The following is a 13,164-nucleotide window of genomic DNA, read 5'->3' on the forward strand; positions in this document are numbered from 1 at the left end:
CCAGGCGGCGGTCGCCAAACCGCCCCAGCAGCAGATCCATCGCCATCTCCCGTCAGATGAACCCAATGAATCAGAGCTCGTCCACTCGCTCAATCGAGATGTGTGAACCTGCTAGCCCACAGGGGGAGGACTTGAAACCCCCAGCAGCGCCGTGTCGCTCTCGTCCTTCAGCGCCACGCCCGTGAGGCCCAGGCGCAGCGCCTCACGGGCGTGCCAGGCCAGCTTGAACGCCGCCGCCTCGTAGCTCAGCCCCTCGCCCCGGATGTTGGAGACGCAGTTGCGCTCGGCGTCGGTGCGGCCAACGCGGGGTTCGAAGGTGATATAGGCCCCCAGGCTGTCGGGCGACGACAGGCCGGGCCGCTCGCCGACCAGCAGGATCACCAACCGCGCGCCCAGTAGCGCCCCGACCTCGTCGCCGAGCGCCACGCGGGCCTGGCGCGCAATCACCACGGGTCCGAGCCGCCAACCGGCCGCGCGTACGGCGGGCAGTAGGGTCTCGACCAGCGGCGCGGCATGGGCGTGGACGGCGGCGCAGGACAGGCCGTCGGCGACGACGATGGCCAGGTCGCAGGCGCCGCGCGCAGAGGCGACCAGGGCCGCCCGGCCGGCGTCCGACAGGGCCCGCCCCAGGTCCGGGCGGCGCAGATAGGTGGCGCGGTCCGGCGCGGCGCTATCGACGATCGTCGCGGGCATGCCCAGCGCCTCGATGGCCGCCGCCACGCCCTCGGCGTCGAACGCCGCGTGCACCGCGTCGCGAGCCTGGGCGTGGGCCAGGGCGAAGGCCAGCACCTCGGAGGTCGGCAGGCTGGAGCCTGAGCGGCCCAGGGCGATCCGCGCCGGGGTGTGACGACGCAGGGCCGTCCAGGGATCGGGAGTGACCGGCGTGCTCAAGTCCCCGCCCCCGCCGTCAGCAGAGGATGGCCCGCCGCACGCGGCGCCAGGCGGCCATCGCTCCCGACGATCCGCGACCGCTGTAGCCAGGCCTCGAACTCCGGCGCGCGGGTCTTGCCCAACAGCTCGCGGACATAGAGCGCGTCGTGGAAGGAGGTGGACTGATAGTTCAACATCACGTCGTCGGCGCCGGGCACCCCCATCACGAAGGTGACGCCCGCCGTGGCCAGCAGGGTCAGGAGGCTGTCCATGTCGTCCTGGTCGGCCTCGGCATGGTTGGTGTAGCAGACGTCCACCCCCAGCGGCGCGCCCAGCAGCTTGCCGCAGAAATGGTCTTCCAGCCCGGCCCGGATGATCTGCTTGCCGTCATAGAGATATTCGGGGCCGATGAAGCCGACCACGCTATTGACCAGCAGTGGCTCGAACGCCCGGGCCACGCCATAGGCGCGGGCCTCCAGGGTCTGCTGGTCCACCCCGTGATGCGCGCCGGCCGACAGGGCCGAGCCCTGGCCGGTCTCGAAATACATGACATTGTCGCCCACCGTCCCCCGGTTCAGCGACCGGCCGGCGTCCAGCCCCTCCTGCAGCAAGGCCAGCGTCACCCCGAAACTGGCGTTGGCGGCTTGGGTGCCCGCGATGGATTGGAACACAAGGTCGACCGGCGCGCCGCGCTCGATCAGTTGGAGCGCCGTGGTCACGTGGGTCAGCACGCAGGACTGGGTGGGGATCTCAAACCGCTGGATCAGGTCGTCCATCAGCCGGGTCAGGTCGCCCAGCACATTGAGGCTGTCGCTGGCCGGATTGACGCCGATCACCGCGTCGCCGCAGCCGTACAACAATCCATCCAGGATCGAGGCGGTGATCCCGGCCGGGTCGTCGGTCGGGTGGTTGGGCTGCAGGCGCACGGCCATGGTCCCGGGCAAGCCGATGGTGTTGCGGAACCTGGTGGTCACGCGGCACTTGGAGGCGGCCAGGATCAGGTCCTGGTTGCGCATCAGCTTGGACACCGCCGCCACCATCTCCGGCGTCAGGCCGGGCGCCAGTCTGGTCAGGGCGGCGGGGGTGGCGATCTCCGACAGTAGCCAGTCGCGAAATTCGCCCACCGTCAGAGACGCCACGGGCGCGAAGGCCGCCACGTCGTGAGTGTCGAGGATTAGCCGGGTGACCTCGTCGGTTTCATAGGGAACCACCGCCTCGTTCAGTAAGGTCTTCAGCGACACGTCGGCCAGGGCCATCTTGGCGGCGACCGTGTGCTGGGCGCTGGTGGCGGCGATCCCGGCCAAGGCGTCGCCCGAACGCGGCGGCGAGGCCTTGGCCAGCAGGTCGGCCAGGCTGTCGAAGGTCCAGGTCGTCGATCCGAGCGTTGCGCGGTAGGCCATGGTGCGAGGGTGGCGCAGATGGGGCCGGCTGGGAAGCGGCGCGCGGCGCGGTCGCGCTTTCAGGGCAGGCTTGCCCCTTCGGTGTGCACCGTAGGGGACAGGCCCATGGGCCTGTCCCCAATCGCATCAAGCCAGCGCCTTCGCCCGCGCCGTGGCCGCCTTCACCGCGTCGACGAAGGCGTCATGCACCGCGGTCGGCAGGTCATGACCCATGCCCTCAATGATCCGCAGCTCTGCGCCGGGGATCGTGGCCGCGGTGTCTCTGCCGCCTTCCACATTCACCAACGGGTCGGCGGCGCCGTGCAGCACCACGGTCGGGGCGGTGATGGTCTTCAGGGCTTCGCGGCGGTCGCCCGAGGCGATGACGGCGATCATCTGACGCAGAACCCCGGCCGGGTGGTTGGCGCGCTGTATGGCGGCTCGCAGCAGGGGTCGCTCGGTCTCAGGATCAACCGGCCAGGCCGGGCTCTGGATAGCGATCTGGGCCTTCAGCGCATGTTCGGTCAGGCTGTCCAGGTCGGTCGCCGTCGGGCGGGCGAACAGCGCCGTCTGCGCCTCGGGCGTGGCGGGCGGCACGGCCGGATTGCCGGTGGTCGACATCACCGAGACCAGCGACAGCACCTTGGACGGATGCCGCGCCGCCAGCATCTGACCGATCATCCCGCCCATCGACACGCCGGCCACGTGGGCGCGGGCGACGCCCAGGGCGTCGAGCAGGCCGGCCGCGTCGTCGGCCATGTCGCTCAGGAGATAGGGCGCGCCAGGATCCTGGCCCTGCATCAGGGCGGCGAACACCGCCGGCAGGTCGGGCGTCGGGGCGTGGTCGAACCCGCTCGACAGGCCGATGTCGCGATTGTCGTAGCGAATGACGCGGTAGCCCTCGGCCACCAGCTGATCGACCAGCGACATCGACCAGCGGGTCAGTTGCTGGCCCAGGCCCATGATCAACAGCAGCGCAGCTCCGCCTTCGGGTCCGAAAACCTCGTATTCGATCTCGATGCCGTTCGCGCGGACCTTGGGCATGGGGCTTCCTCTTTGTGATTTCGAAGAATTCTAACGCTTGTTTGAGTTCCGCCAAGCCCCGTCGAAAGGCTTGAACCGACAACGCTGTCAGTTAGGGTGCGCGTGACCCGGAAAAGGGCCGCGGAGGAAACATGCTCAAGACCCTGGCCGTCGCCCCCATCCTGGCAATGGCGCTCGTCGCCACCACCCCCGACCTCGCCCTCGCCCTCGCCCGGCCGCCCCTGAAGCTCGTCGAGGTTCCCAAGGCTGCTGGTCCCGCAGTGTCGCTGTTCAACGGCAAGGACCTGACCGACTGGAACGCCTGGCTCGGCTATCGCGACCCGGGCCTGACCTACAAGGATCCGCCTGTCGCTCCGATCGGCGCCACCGCCGAGAGCGCGGAAATCTTCAAGGTGGTTCAGGAGGACGGCCGGCCCGCCCTCTATGTCAATGGCAAGACCTGGGGCAGCCTGGTCCATAAGGGCGACTTCCGCGACTATCACCTGCGCCTGCAGTACAAATGGGGCAAGGGCCGCTGGGCGCCGCGCGAGACCCAGGCCCCCAACAACGGCCTGCTCTACCATTCGCACGGCGCGCCCGGCGCGGTGTTTGGCACCTGGAGCCGGTCGATGGAGTTCGAGATCATGCTCGGGTCAGTCGGCATGGTCGTGCGGGTCGGCGACCCGGTCAGCGCCACGGTCAAGGCGGTGGACGACCCCAGCCTGATCGAGCCCAAGCTGCGGTTCTCGCCCACCGGCCGCGACGTGGCCGTCGTTACGCCAAATTGGAACGTCGAGGCCGCCAGCGACGCCGAGAAGCCGCTCGGCCAGTGGAACACCCTGGACCTCTATGTGCTGGGCGACCGCGCCATCCACGTGGTCAATGGCGTCCCGGTGATGGAAGTCCGTGACATCCGCGCCGAGGGCCAGCCCCTGACCCACGGCGCGATCCAGCTACAGTCCGAAGGCGCCGAAACCTTCTTCCGCGACATCGCGCTGGAGCCGATCACGGCGCTGCCGAAGATCGTTGGGAACTAAGCAGGTCTTGAAAAGCAGGTGGTAGGCCTGGAGGGACTCGAACCCCCAACCAGACCGTTATGAGCGGTCGGCTCTAACCATTGAGCTACAGGCCCCCATAGGCAGGAGGACGGGTCGATTAGCATGAGCCGAACGGCGATTAAAGGTCCGGTTCAGGTTCAGACTGTCATCCGTTGCGCGCCGCCCTTCTCTGGCCACGCTTGTCGTGATCGTGGGATAGGACGTTAACGGTCGCGGCGCCCCGGCGTGCCCGCATGGAGAGAACCAAAATGACGACCCTGATGTCCCGCGCCGCGAGCCTCGCACCCGCCAGCGTCTTGGCCAGCGCCCTGGCCGGCGCCCTGCTCACCGCCGTCGCCCTGCCGGCCCATGCCGAGGACGCGGCGTTCCGCGCCACCACCTTCAGCCTGTCGGCCTTCGGCGAGACAAAGGTCGCGCCCGACATGGCGACCATTTCGCTGGGCGTCCAGACCGACGCGCCCACCGCCGCAGGGGCGCTCAGCGCCAACGCGACCCAGATGACCAAGGTGATCGCCGCCCTGAAGAAGGCCGGCATCGCCGAGCGCGACATCCAGACCTCGGGCCTCAACGTCAATCCGCAATATGTATACGAGCAGAATCTGCCGCCCAAGCTGACCGGCTACCAGGCCAGCAACCAAGTGACCGTGCAGGTGCGCGACCTGGCCAAGCTGGGATCGACGGTGGACGCCACGGTCGGCGCCGGGGCCACCACGGTGGGCGGCATCGGCTTTGGGCTGCAGAACCCCCAGGCCGCCGAGGACGCGGCGCGGGTCGACGCGGTCAAGGCCCTGCAGGCCAAGGCCGACCTCTATGCCCGGGCCACGGGCTACAAGATCATGCGCCTGGTCACACTGGGCGAAGGCGGCGGCTATACGCCCGCCCCGCCAATGCCGATATACGCCATGGCCAAGCGCGAAATGGCCGACAGCACCCCGGTCGCGGCCGGCGAGTTGAAGGTGCGGGTGGACGTGTCGGCGACGTATGAGCTGGCGAAGTAAGAGGTGATCCCTCTCCCCTTGCGGGAGAGGGTGGCCTCGCGGAGCGAGGTCGGGTGAGAGGTCGAAAGACCGTGCCGCCGCGATCAGCCGAAAGGCCGGTCGCGGCGGTTCTCGTTTGAGAGACCTCTCATCCGTCAGCTTCGCTGACACCTTCTCCCGCAAGGGGAGAAGGAAAAAGACTACAGCCCCGCCTTCTTGAAGGCGTGCTCCACACGGTCCTGGATCTCGACGCCCGGCAGGGCGCGGTCGCCTTCCATCATCGCTACATAGGTGAGGTGACGGTCCGGCTGGCCGGCGCCGGTCGGGACCGGGCCCATGGCCCAGCCGACGGTGGCGCCAGGGACGTCGCTGCCGCTCGGGCAGCTGGCGAAGTGGGCGGGCTTGCCCACGGCCGCCTTGAGGGCGGCGTCGGCCGTGGTGGTGGTTCCGTCACAGGCCGGCAGCGGACGTGCGCAGCCGATATAGCCGCCGCCGCGCCAGACCCGCTGGCCCTTGTCGTTCGCGATCTCGACGCAGGTGTTGGGTCCACCGATCGCTCGCCCCACGGCGAGGGTCAGATTGGCGTCATCGACGCCCTTCGGCAGCTTCGGCGCGCAGGCAGCCAAGGACAGGCTGCAGAGCGTCAGGCCCGCCAGGGCGACGGCGACGACGCCCCGCACGCTCAGGCGGCCTGCTTGATGTGGTTGCCGGCTTCCAGCAGCACGACGGTGGGGGCGTAGTTTCGGGCCTCTTCCGCCGGCATCTGGCAGTAGGTCACCACGATCACCGTGTCATTCTTCTGCACCAACCGGGCGGCGGCGCCATTGACGCCGATCACCTTGGAGCCGCGCGGCGCGGCGATAGCGTAAGTGGTGAAGCGGGCGCCGGTGGTGATGTTGAGCACATCGACCTGTTCGTTGGGCAGGATGCCGGCGGCCTCCAGCAGGTCGGTGTCGATGGCGATCGAGCCTTCGTAATCGAGGTCGGCCTGGGTGACGGTGGCGCGGTGAAGCTTGGCCTTCATCATCGTCAACAGCATGGCGAAATCACCCTATGGGTTTGAAACAGCTTTGGATTTTCCGGATCGCCACACACATGACCCGTGATCAGTCAGCCATATAGACACGAAGCCCGGCCCATTCAATCGCGGCCCGATATCGTCTCGCCTTCGCTTGGGCGGCGAACACAGGTTAACAGCCGCGCTTCGGCGCCCTATGGTTGGAAGAACGACGTGATGCGAGGGGGCTCTCATGCGACTTGTAACCGGTTTGGCGCTGGGAGCGATCCTGGCGGCGGGCGCGCTGAGCGGCGCGCTGAGCGGCGCGCTGTCTCAGACACGCGACGCTGCGGGCAGGCCGATCCCCGGCGCCGCCCCGACCACGGCGCCCACCGCGGCTGGAGCGGCCGCTCCAACCCGGGGGGCCACCCCCGAACAGATCGCCGCGCGCCGCGCGGCCGCCCTCGCCGCCCGTCAACAGCGCGGCGGTCAGGTGGACTGGCAGGCGGCGGTCGGCGGCCTGCGCCAGAGCACCGGCATCGCCGAGAAGCTGGCTCCCAACCTCAACCAGGCGGCCGTGGACGCCACCCGCGTGCCCATCCTGCTGCCTACCGACACCGACCTGACGGCCGGGGCGCGGATCTATTCGTTCGGCGACTACTACACCATCACCGCCGACGCGCCGGGCGTCGGGATATCGCTCAGCGGCACGACCACGGTGGTTCCGCTGCCGGCCGGCACGCCGCTGAAGATCACGCCGATGGGTCCCGAGGGCGCGACGGTGCAGCGCACGGTCGACGGCCAGTTGGTCAGCTTCGTGCGCTACGGCGTGCTCTACACCGTCGAGGTGCGCTGCGACGCCCCCACCGATCCGCGCTGCGCCGACGACAACTACGTGATGGGCCTGGCGGCCAAGACCACCGCCGTGGTGATGGGCGCCGCCGCCCGCGCCGCCGCCGGCCTGGGGGGTTAGGACCATGCCCAAGTCTTCCTTGTTGGCGCTCGCGCCCCTGGCCTTGATGGCCGCCCTGGCGCTGAGCGCTTGCGACGACAAGACCAAGCCCCCCGCGCCGTTGGCCGGCGAGGTCAAGACCCCGGCCTCGCCCGAGCCCAGCGCCCCGAAGCCCGAGGACGCGCCCAGCGACGGCGGCGCCGAGCAGACGCCCAGCGAGCCTATCCCGCCCGCGCCCGGTCCGCCAGTTCAGCCCGACACCCCCCCGTCCCCCTCGCCCGCCACCTTCGACCATGGCGCGCCGGGCGCGATCCCGGCTGGACAGGGCCACGGCTATCTGGACCGCACGGTCTGGGCGCCGGCCATGTGCTGGCCGCTGAAGGACGCAGCCTTCGCCAATTCCCAGGTCTACGGCCACGGCGGCGGCATGGGTCCGGGCGGCACCGCCCAATGCGACACGGTCAATTACAGCCTGCCGTGGCGCGACACCTTCTGCGAGGCCCGCTCGCGCGACAATCCGTTGTGCGCTGGCGGCGGCACGGGGCACCAGGGCCAGGACATCCGTCCGGGCTCCTGCAAGAAGAACCTGCACTGGGCCGTGGCCGCCGAGAAGGGCGTGGTCACCGATATCGGCAGCTACAGCGTCACATTGGTCTCCTCGGCCGCGCCGCACCGCACCTATCGCTACCTGCACATGCAGATGGCGGCCCTGGCGGTGAAGGAAGGCGACACCGTGGTGGCTGGCCAGAAGTTGGGCAGGGTGGCCAACGATTTTGGCGGCACGCCCACGACGATCCACCTGCATTTCGAGATGCGGGCGGGGGTGTCGGGCGTGACGACGGACGGCAAGGCCGTGGTGCTGCACACCTTCCTGCCGCCGTATATGAGCCTGGCCGAGGCCTATCAGCGGAAGCTGAATGGGGGGAGCTGTTCTTAAAATCTCCGCTCAACCCGGCGAAGGCCGGGATGAGCGGAATTAGAATCGAACCTGGAGTATCGCGCTCCAACGGTGAATCGCGGGGGATCCCCCGGGGGCGCGATGCTCTAGTTTTGGACGTCAGCCTTGGCCGGGCACACCGCGCCGGCTGGATCGGTCGTCAGCTTGACGCTCTGCAACGACACCGCCATGGCGCCCGCCGTCGACAGGGCGAACGGCGTGGTGACCTTGGTCACGTCGGTCCCCGCCGCCTGGAAGCACTTGAGCGAGATCTTCAGGCTCCTCCATTCGCCCAGCGGCGAAGCGGCCAGCACCGGCGTCACATCTAGCCTGCCCCCGCCGATCGACAGGCTGACCGGCGCGGTCGGCCTGGCGTCCAGGCGGTAATCCACCAGCAAGTCGATGTCGGCATTGGCCTGGAAGCTGAGGTCGAAGACTTGGTCGGCGGCCAGGGCTGCCGTGGCCGGCGCGCTGCCGGAGAAGGTCAGCTGGCGTCCGGCTTCCTGCACATTGCCGGCGTCGATCGGCCGGACTTGCACCGCCGTGGTCGGGGTCAGGCGGAACTCGAACGGGGCCGGCGTCTTGCCGCCAACGAAGTAGTTGCTGACGTTCTCGGTCGCGACGGTGAAGCCGGGCTTTTCCGACAAAGCGCCCAGTCGGACCTTGTCCTGGTAGGTCAGGCCATAGCCATAGGCGAACTGCGGATCATAGCCCTTGTCGCCACGGTTCAGCGTGAACTGGCCGGCGTTGCGCGGCCAGCTGAAGGCCAGCTTGCCGTGGAAGTCAGCGCGGGGCTTGCCGGCCTTGTCGCCGATCAGCACGTCAGCGATCCCGCCACCTTCAGAGCCCGGCAGCCAGGCCGCCACGAAAGCGTCCGATGCGTTGATCTCGGGATTGACCCACAGCGGGCGGCCGCTGAGGAACACCGCCACCACCGGCACGCCGGCGGCTTTCAGTTTCTTGAGCAGAGCCAGGTCAGTCTTGGCGCCCGGTTGATATTCCAGGGTCCTGATGTCGCCCACCCCCTCGGCATAGGGGGTCTCGCCGAACACCACGATGGCGACATCGGGTTTCTTGGCGAAGGCGCCATCGACGCTGAGGGTGGCCGAGCCGCCCGAGGCCTCGACCGTCTCCTTCAGACCAGCATAGATCGACTGAGCGTTGGGGAAGTCGGCCTTGGTGTTGCCCGTGCCCTGCCAGGACAGGGTCCAGCCGCCGGCCTGCTGACCGATATCGTCTGCGCCCGAGCCGGCCACCAGGATGTTGGCCGAGGCCTTGACCGGCAGCACGCCGTTGTTCTTCAGCAGCACCAGCGACTCGCGCACCGCCTGCCGGGCGATGGCCTTGTGCTCGGCCGAGGCCATCACAGCGTCCTTGCCCTCCAGCGGACGCGCCTGCTGGAACAGGCCCATCTTGGCCTTCACGCGCAGGATCCGACGCACGGCGTCGTCGATGCGCGCCATCGGGATCTCGCCCGACTTGGCCTGGGCGACGGTGTTGGCGAACAGCGCCTTCCAGCTATCGGGCGCCATGTACATGTCGAGCCCGGCATTGGCGGCCTGGGCACAGCTTTGGGGCGTGCAGCCGGCCACCTGGCCGTGGCCGTTCCAGTCGCCGACGATGAAGCCCTCGAAGCCCATCTTGCCTTTCAGCACGTCGGTCAGCAGGCTCTTGTTGCCGTGCATCTTCTCGCCGTTCCAGCTGTTGAACGACGCCATGATGGTTAGAGCCCCGGCGTTGATGGCCGGGATATAGCCCTGGGCGTGCAGGCGAATTAGCTCGGCTTCGGAGACCTGGGTGTCGCCCTGGTCCTTGCCGTTGTGGGTGCCGCCGTCGCCGAGGAAGTGCTTGGCGCTGGCCGCCACGTGGCCCTGTTGGATCACGCCGCCTTGAGAGACGGCGCCCTGAAGACCCAGGATCATCTGGCCGGCATAGGAGCGGACGATCTCGGGATCTTCCGAATAGCCCTCATAGGCCCGGCCCCAGCGATCGTCGCGCGGCACGGTCAGGGTTGGGCCGAACGCCCAGTCGAACCCGGCGGCGGCGGTTTCCCGCGCGGTGGCCGCGCCGATCTTGCGGATCAGCTCGGGGTCCCTGGTGGCGCCCAGCGCGCTGTTGTGCGGAAAAAGCGTTGCGCCGACCGCGTTGCCGTTGCCGTGCACAGAGTCGATGCCGAACATCAGCGGGATGTGCGTGCCGCCGTCACGGGCCTCGGCGGCGGCGCGGAAGGCTTTCACGGATTCGACCCACGGGCCGATCGGCGAGCGATCGGGCGCGCCCAGCGGCGGCGAGCTGCCGCCGGCCAGGATCGAGCCGAGAGGATAGGTCTTCAAGTCGTCCGGCTTTACCGAACCGATGTCGCCCTGGATCATCTGGCCGACCTTTTCCTCAAGGGTCAGCTTGGCCAACAGGGAATCAACGAAGGCCTCGGTCCGGGAATCGACCACGCCCTGGCTCTTGGCCGCCGGCCAAGACGCGGGGTGAGCGGTGCTCTTGGCCTCGGCGGCGGACGCGCCGTTCGCAAGGGGCGCCGTCAGAAGGGTGGTCGCCAGCAACGCAGCGCAGAAGGCCTTGGTGTTCATACACTCCCCACATTTTCTTATTGGATGCGACAACGTTGTCAGTCGCACGCCGAGGTCGGTCCGGCAATCTTGGTACCGGTATCTAATAGCTCGACGACGATGCATACACGGTCTAATTTGTGTGACAAATAAAATCCGGGGAGTGGAATAATGTGGGGTTTTCGGGCCTGGATTTTGGCCAGTGCGTGCAGACCTCGCCCGTCGTGCCGGGTCAGATCCATCCTCGCCCTGGCGGCGACCGCCGGTGTGCTGGCCCTCGCCCCGCCCGCCCTCTCCGCCTCGCCGGTCAGCACACCCTACGTCTGGCGCAGCGCGGAGATCCTTGGCGGCGGCTTCGTCAGTGGCGTCGTCTATCACCCCACCGAAAAGGGGCTGGTCTATGCTCGCACCGACATCGGCGGGGCCTATCGCTTTGACCGGGCGACCAACACCTGGGTCGCCCTGAATGACGCCCTCAAGCGAGCCGACAACCAGCTTGCCGGCGCGCTCAGCTTGGCGGTCGATCCACAAGACCCCAACCGCCTCTACATGGCGGCCGGCGAATATACCGGCCCCTATGCGCGGGCCGGCGCGGTGTTGGCCTCCGTCGATCGCGGCGCGACCTGGACCAAGGCCGAACTGCCGGTGAAGATCGGTGGCAACGAGGACGGCCGCAACACTGGCGAGCGGCTGATGGTCGATCCCCAGAACGGCGCGGTGCTGTTCCTGGGCGCCAAGGATGGCCTCTATCGCAGCGGGAACCACGGCGCGACCTGGGCGCGGGTCGAGGCCTTTCCCCGCTTGCATGTCACCCTGGTGGCCTTCGATCCGGCGTTGAAAACCAAGACCGGCGACACCGCGATCCTCTATGCCGGCGTGGCCAGCGAGCATGGCGGCGGCCTGCTGGTCAGCACCGACGGCGGCTCAACCTGGGGCCTCGTGACCGGCCAGCCCAAGGGCCTGGTCCCCCATCACCTGGCGATCGACACCAAGGGCGCGGCCTATGTGGCCTATGGCAATGGCCTGGGCCCCAACGGCGTGACCCACGGCGCGGTCTGGCGGCTGGACCCCGACACCGGCGCCTGGACCGACATCACCCCGCTCAAGCCCGAGGGCGGTGACGTCTTCGGCTATGGCGGCCTGAGTCTCGACCCGGCCCATCCTGGCGTGATCGTGGTCTCGACCCTCGACCGCTGGGCGGTCGGCGACGAGGTGTTCCGCAGCATCGACGACGGCAAGAGCTGGAAGGCCCTGCGCGCCAAGGCCCACCACGATGTCGGCCGCGCGACCTGGGTCGATCACCTGTCCAGCAAGCCGGGCCGGGAGTTTGGCCACTGGATCGGCGACATCGACATCGACCCGACCAACCCCGACGAGGCGATCTATGTCACCGGCTATGGCCTGTGGCGGACGAAGAACCTGACCGAGGCCGATCACAGTGGCCGCACCGACTGGCGGTTCGACGACGAGGGTCTGGAAGAGACCGTGCCGCTGGAGCTCGTCAGTCCGCCAGGTGGTGCGCCAGTGGTCAGCACGATCGGCGACATCGGCGGTTTCCGTCACGACGACCTGACCGCCGTTGCGGCCAGCCGCTATTTCGAGCCCAATGGCGGCACCAATCGCGGCCTCGACTACGCCGCCCTCTCGCCCGACGTGATGGTGCGAACCAGCGACCCGACCCCGACCGGCGGCTTCCGCTCGACCGACGGAGGCAAGAGCTGGAAGGCTTTCGCAAGCGCCCCGCCGCGCGACGCGAGCAAGGAGACCGGCCGCATCGCCCTGTCGGCCGACGGGACGCGGATGGTCTGGGCCATGCGCAAGGCCGGCCCCTACGTCTCCAGCGATCAGGGCAGGACCTGGCGGCCGGTCCAAGGCGTCACGGCCGGTGACCAGCCCAACTTCACCCCGGCCTCCGATCGCGTGAACCCTCTGCGGTTCTACGTCTATGACGCCGCCCAGGGCGCGGTGCTGGCCAGCACCGACGGCGGCGAGGCTTTCAAGGTCGTTTCCCGCGACCTGCCCGACGGCGCGCCGCTCAAGGCCGTTCCTGGCATCGAGGGCGAGGTCTGGTTGCCGACCCGCCAGGGCCTGATGCGCTCCACAAACGGCGGCGACAGCTTCAAGCGCCTCGCGGGCGTCGATGACGCCGGCCTGGTCGGCTTCGGCAAGGCCGCGCCGGGCCAGGCCCACCCGGCGGTGTTCATCTGGGGCAAGGTCGAGGGCGCCGAAGGGGTGTTCCGCTCCGATGACGTCGGAAAGACCTGGCTCAAGCTCAATGACGAGCGCTGGGGCTTCGCCGAGGTCCGGGCCCTGACCGGCGATCCGGCCCGGTTCGGCCGGGTCTATCTCGGCGTCCATGGCCGGGGCGTCGTCTATGGCGATCCGTCGCCGGCTTCACACTGAGGATCGC

The 13,164-nt window shown here is 68.6% G+C and carries 11 protein-coding genes and 1 tRNA gene; 5 read left to right on the plus strand and 7 right to left on the minus strand.

The window, feature by feature from the left end; all coding sequences use genetic code 11:
• Nucleotides 1-111 precede the first annotated feature (111 nt).
• The 3 genes from eutC to ACP7AG_RS16155 all read right to left on the minus strand — a co-directional run bounded on the left by eutC (nt 112) and on the right by ACP7AG_RS16155 (nt 3,293).
• The gene (eutC, locus tag ACP7AG_RS16145; protein ID WP_426032033.1) at nt 112-891 is read right to left on the minus strand and encodes an ethanolamine ammonia-lyase subunit EutC; all 780 of its coding nucleotides are present in this window, start codon (nt 889-891) and stop codon (nt 112-114) included.
• Nucleotides 888-2,270, minus strand: a complete 1,383-nt coding sequence (locus ACP7AG_RS16150; protein ID WP_426032035.1) for an ethanolamine ammonia-lyase subunit EutB — start codon at nt 2,268-2,270, stop codon at nt 888-890. Before ACP7AG_RS16150 ends, eutC begins: the two co-directional genes overlap by 4 nt.
• A 126-nt stretch (nt 2,271-2,396) precedes the next feature.
• On the minus strand, nt 2,397-3,293 hold the full coding sequence (locus ACP7AG_RS16155; protein ID WP_426032037.1) for an alpha/beta hydrolase: 897 nt from the start codon (nt 3,291-3,293) through the stop codon (nt 2,397-2,399).
• Nucleotides 3,294-3,424: 131 nt separating this feature from the next.
• Between ACP7AG_RS16155 and ACP7AG_RS16160 the strand changes: the two genes are divergently transcribed.
• A complete protein-coding gene (locus tag ACP7AG_RS16160; RefSeq protein WP_426032039.1) occupies nt 3,425-4,309 on the plus strand; it encodes a 3-keto-disaccharide hydrolase in 885 nt (294 codons plus the stop codon).
• Between the two features lie 19 nt (nt 4,310-4,328).
• Here the strand turns inward: ACP7AG_RS16160 and ACP7AG_RS16165 are convergent.
• A tRNA-Ile gene (locus tag ACP7AG_RS16165) sits at nt 4,329-4,404 on the minus strand.
• A gap of 186 nt (nt 4,405-4,590) precedes the next feature.
• Between ACP7AG_RS16165 and ACP7AG_RS16170 the strand changes: the two genes are divergently transcribed.
• The gene (locus tag ACP7AG_RS16170) at nt 4,591-5,328 is read left to right on the plus strand and encodes an SIMPL domain-containing protein (protein WP_426032084.1); all 738 of its coding nucleotides are present in this window, start codon (nt 4,591-4,593) and stop codon (nt 5,326-5,328) included.
• A gap of 179 nt (nt 5,329-5,507) precedes the next feature.
• On the opposite strand, the gene ACP7AG_RS16175 is transcribed toward ACP7AG_RS16170, so the two are convergent.
• Complete coding sequence (locus ACP7AG_RS16175) at nt 5,508-5,987, minus strand: hypothetical protein (RefSeq protein ID WP_426032041.1); 480 nt, start codon at nt 5,985-5,987, stop codon at nt 5,508-5,510.
• A gap of 2 nt (nt 5,988-5,989) precedes the next feature.
• Nucleotides 5,990-6,346 (minus strand): aspartate 1-decarboxylase, encoded by a 357-nt coding sequence (gene panD / locus ACP7AG_RS16180; protein ID WP_426014078.1) that lies wholly within the window; start codon nt 6,344-6,346, stop codon nt 5,990-5,992.
• Nucleotides 6,347-6,557: 211 nt separating this feature from the next.
• Between panD and ACP7AG_RS16185 the strand changes: the two genes are divergently transcribed.
• Together ACP7AG_RS16185 and ACP7AG_RS16190 are read left to right on the plus strand one after the other, a co-directional pair.
• Nucleotides 6,558-7,277 carry a hypothetical protein gene (locus ACP7AG_RS16185; RefSeq protein ID WP_426032043.1) on the plus strand — a complete coding sequence of 240 codons (720 nt, stop codon included), beginning with the start codon at nt 6,558-6,560 and terminating at the stop codon, nt 7,275-7,277.
• Between the two features lie 4 nt (nt 7,278-7,281).
• Nucleotides 7,282-8,193: a M23 family metallopeptidase gene (locus tag ACP7AG_RS16190; RefSeq protein ID WP_426032045.1), complete on the plus strand. Its 912-nt coding sequence runs from the start codon at nt 7,282-7,284 to the stop codon at nt 8,191-8,193.
• Between the two features lie 107 nt (nt 8,194-8,300).
• On the opposite strand, the gene ACP7AG_RS16195 is transcribed toward ACP7AG_RS16190, so the two are convergent.
• Nucleotides 8,301-10,775, minus strand: a complete 2,475-nt coding sequence (locus tag ACP7AG_RS16195) for a glycoside hydrolase family 3 N-terminal domain-containing protein (protein ID WP_426032047.1) — start codon at nt 10,773-10,775, stop codon at nt 8,301-8,303.
• Nucleotides 10,776-10,925: 150 nt separating this feature from the next.
• On the opposite strand from ACP7AG_RS16195, the gene ACP7AG_RS16200 reads away from it, so the two are divergent.
• The gene (locus ACP7AG_RS16200) at nt 10,926-13,157 is read left to right on the plus strand and encodes an exo-alpha-sialidase (protein WP_426032049.1); all 2,232 of its coding nucleotides are present in this window, start codon (nt 10,926-10,928) and stop codon (nt 13,155-13,157) included.
• The last annotated feature ends 7 nt before the right edge of the window (nt 13,158-13,164 follow it).

It is taken from the genome of Caulobacter sp. DWP3-1-3b2 (assembly GCF_049896325.1).
Classification (GTDB): domain Bacteria; phylum Pseudomonadota; class Alphaproteobacteria; order Caulobacterales; family Caulobacteraceae; genus Caulobacter.

What these genes read in the sequence shown, in the direction of transcription:
- panD (WP_426014078.1), bottom strand. Translation starts at nt 6,346, where the DNA reads ATGCTGTTGACGATGATGAAGGCCAAGCTTCACCGCGCCACCGTCACC.
- ACP7AG_RS16190 (WP_426032045.1), top strand. Translation starts at nt 7,282, where the DNA reads ATGCCCAAGTCTTCCTTGTTGGCGCTCGCGCCCCTGGCCTTGATGGCC.
- ACP7AG_RS16200 (WP_426032049.1), top strand. Translation starts at nt 10,926, where the DNA reads ATGTGGGGTTTTCGGGCCTGGATTTTGGCCAGTGCGTGCAGACCTCGC.
- ACP7AG_RS16170 (WP_426032084.1), top strand. Translation starts at nt 4,591, where the DNA reads ATGTCCCGCGCCGCGAGCCTCGCACCCGCCAGCGTCTTGGCCAGCGCC.
- ACP7AG_RS16195 (WP_426032047.1), bottom strand. Translation starts at nt 10,775, where the DNA reads ATGAACACCAAGGCCTTCTGCGCTGCGTTGCTGGCGACCACCCTTCTG.
- ACP7AG_RS16160 (WP_426032039.1), top strand. Translation starts at nt 3,425, where the DNA reads ATGCTCAAGACCCTGGCCGTCGCCCCCATCCTGGCAATGGCGCTCGTC.
- ACP7AG_RS16155 (WP_426032037.1), bottom strand. Translation starts at nt 3,293, where the DNA reads ATGCCCAAGGTCCGCGCGAACGGCATCGAGATCGAATACGAGGTTTTC.
- ACP7AG_RS16150 (WP_426032035.1), bottom strand. Translation starts at nt 2,270, where the DNA reads ATGGCCTACCGCGCAACGCTCGGATCGACGACCTGGACCTTCGACAGC.
- ACP7AG_RS16185 (WP_426032043.1), top strand. Translation starts at nt 6,558, where the DNA reads ATGCGACTTGTAACCGGTTTGGCGCTGGGAGCGATCCTGGCGGCGGGC.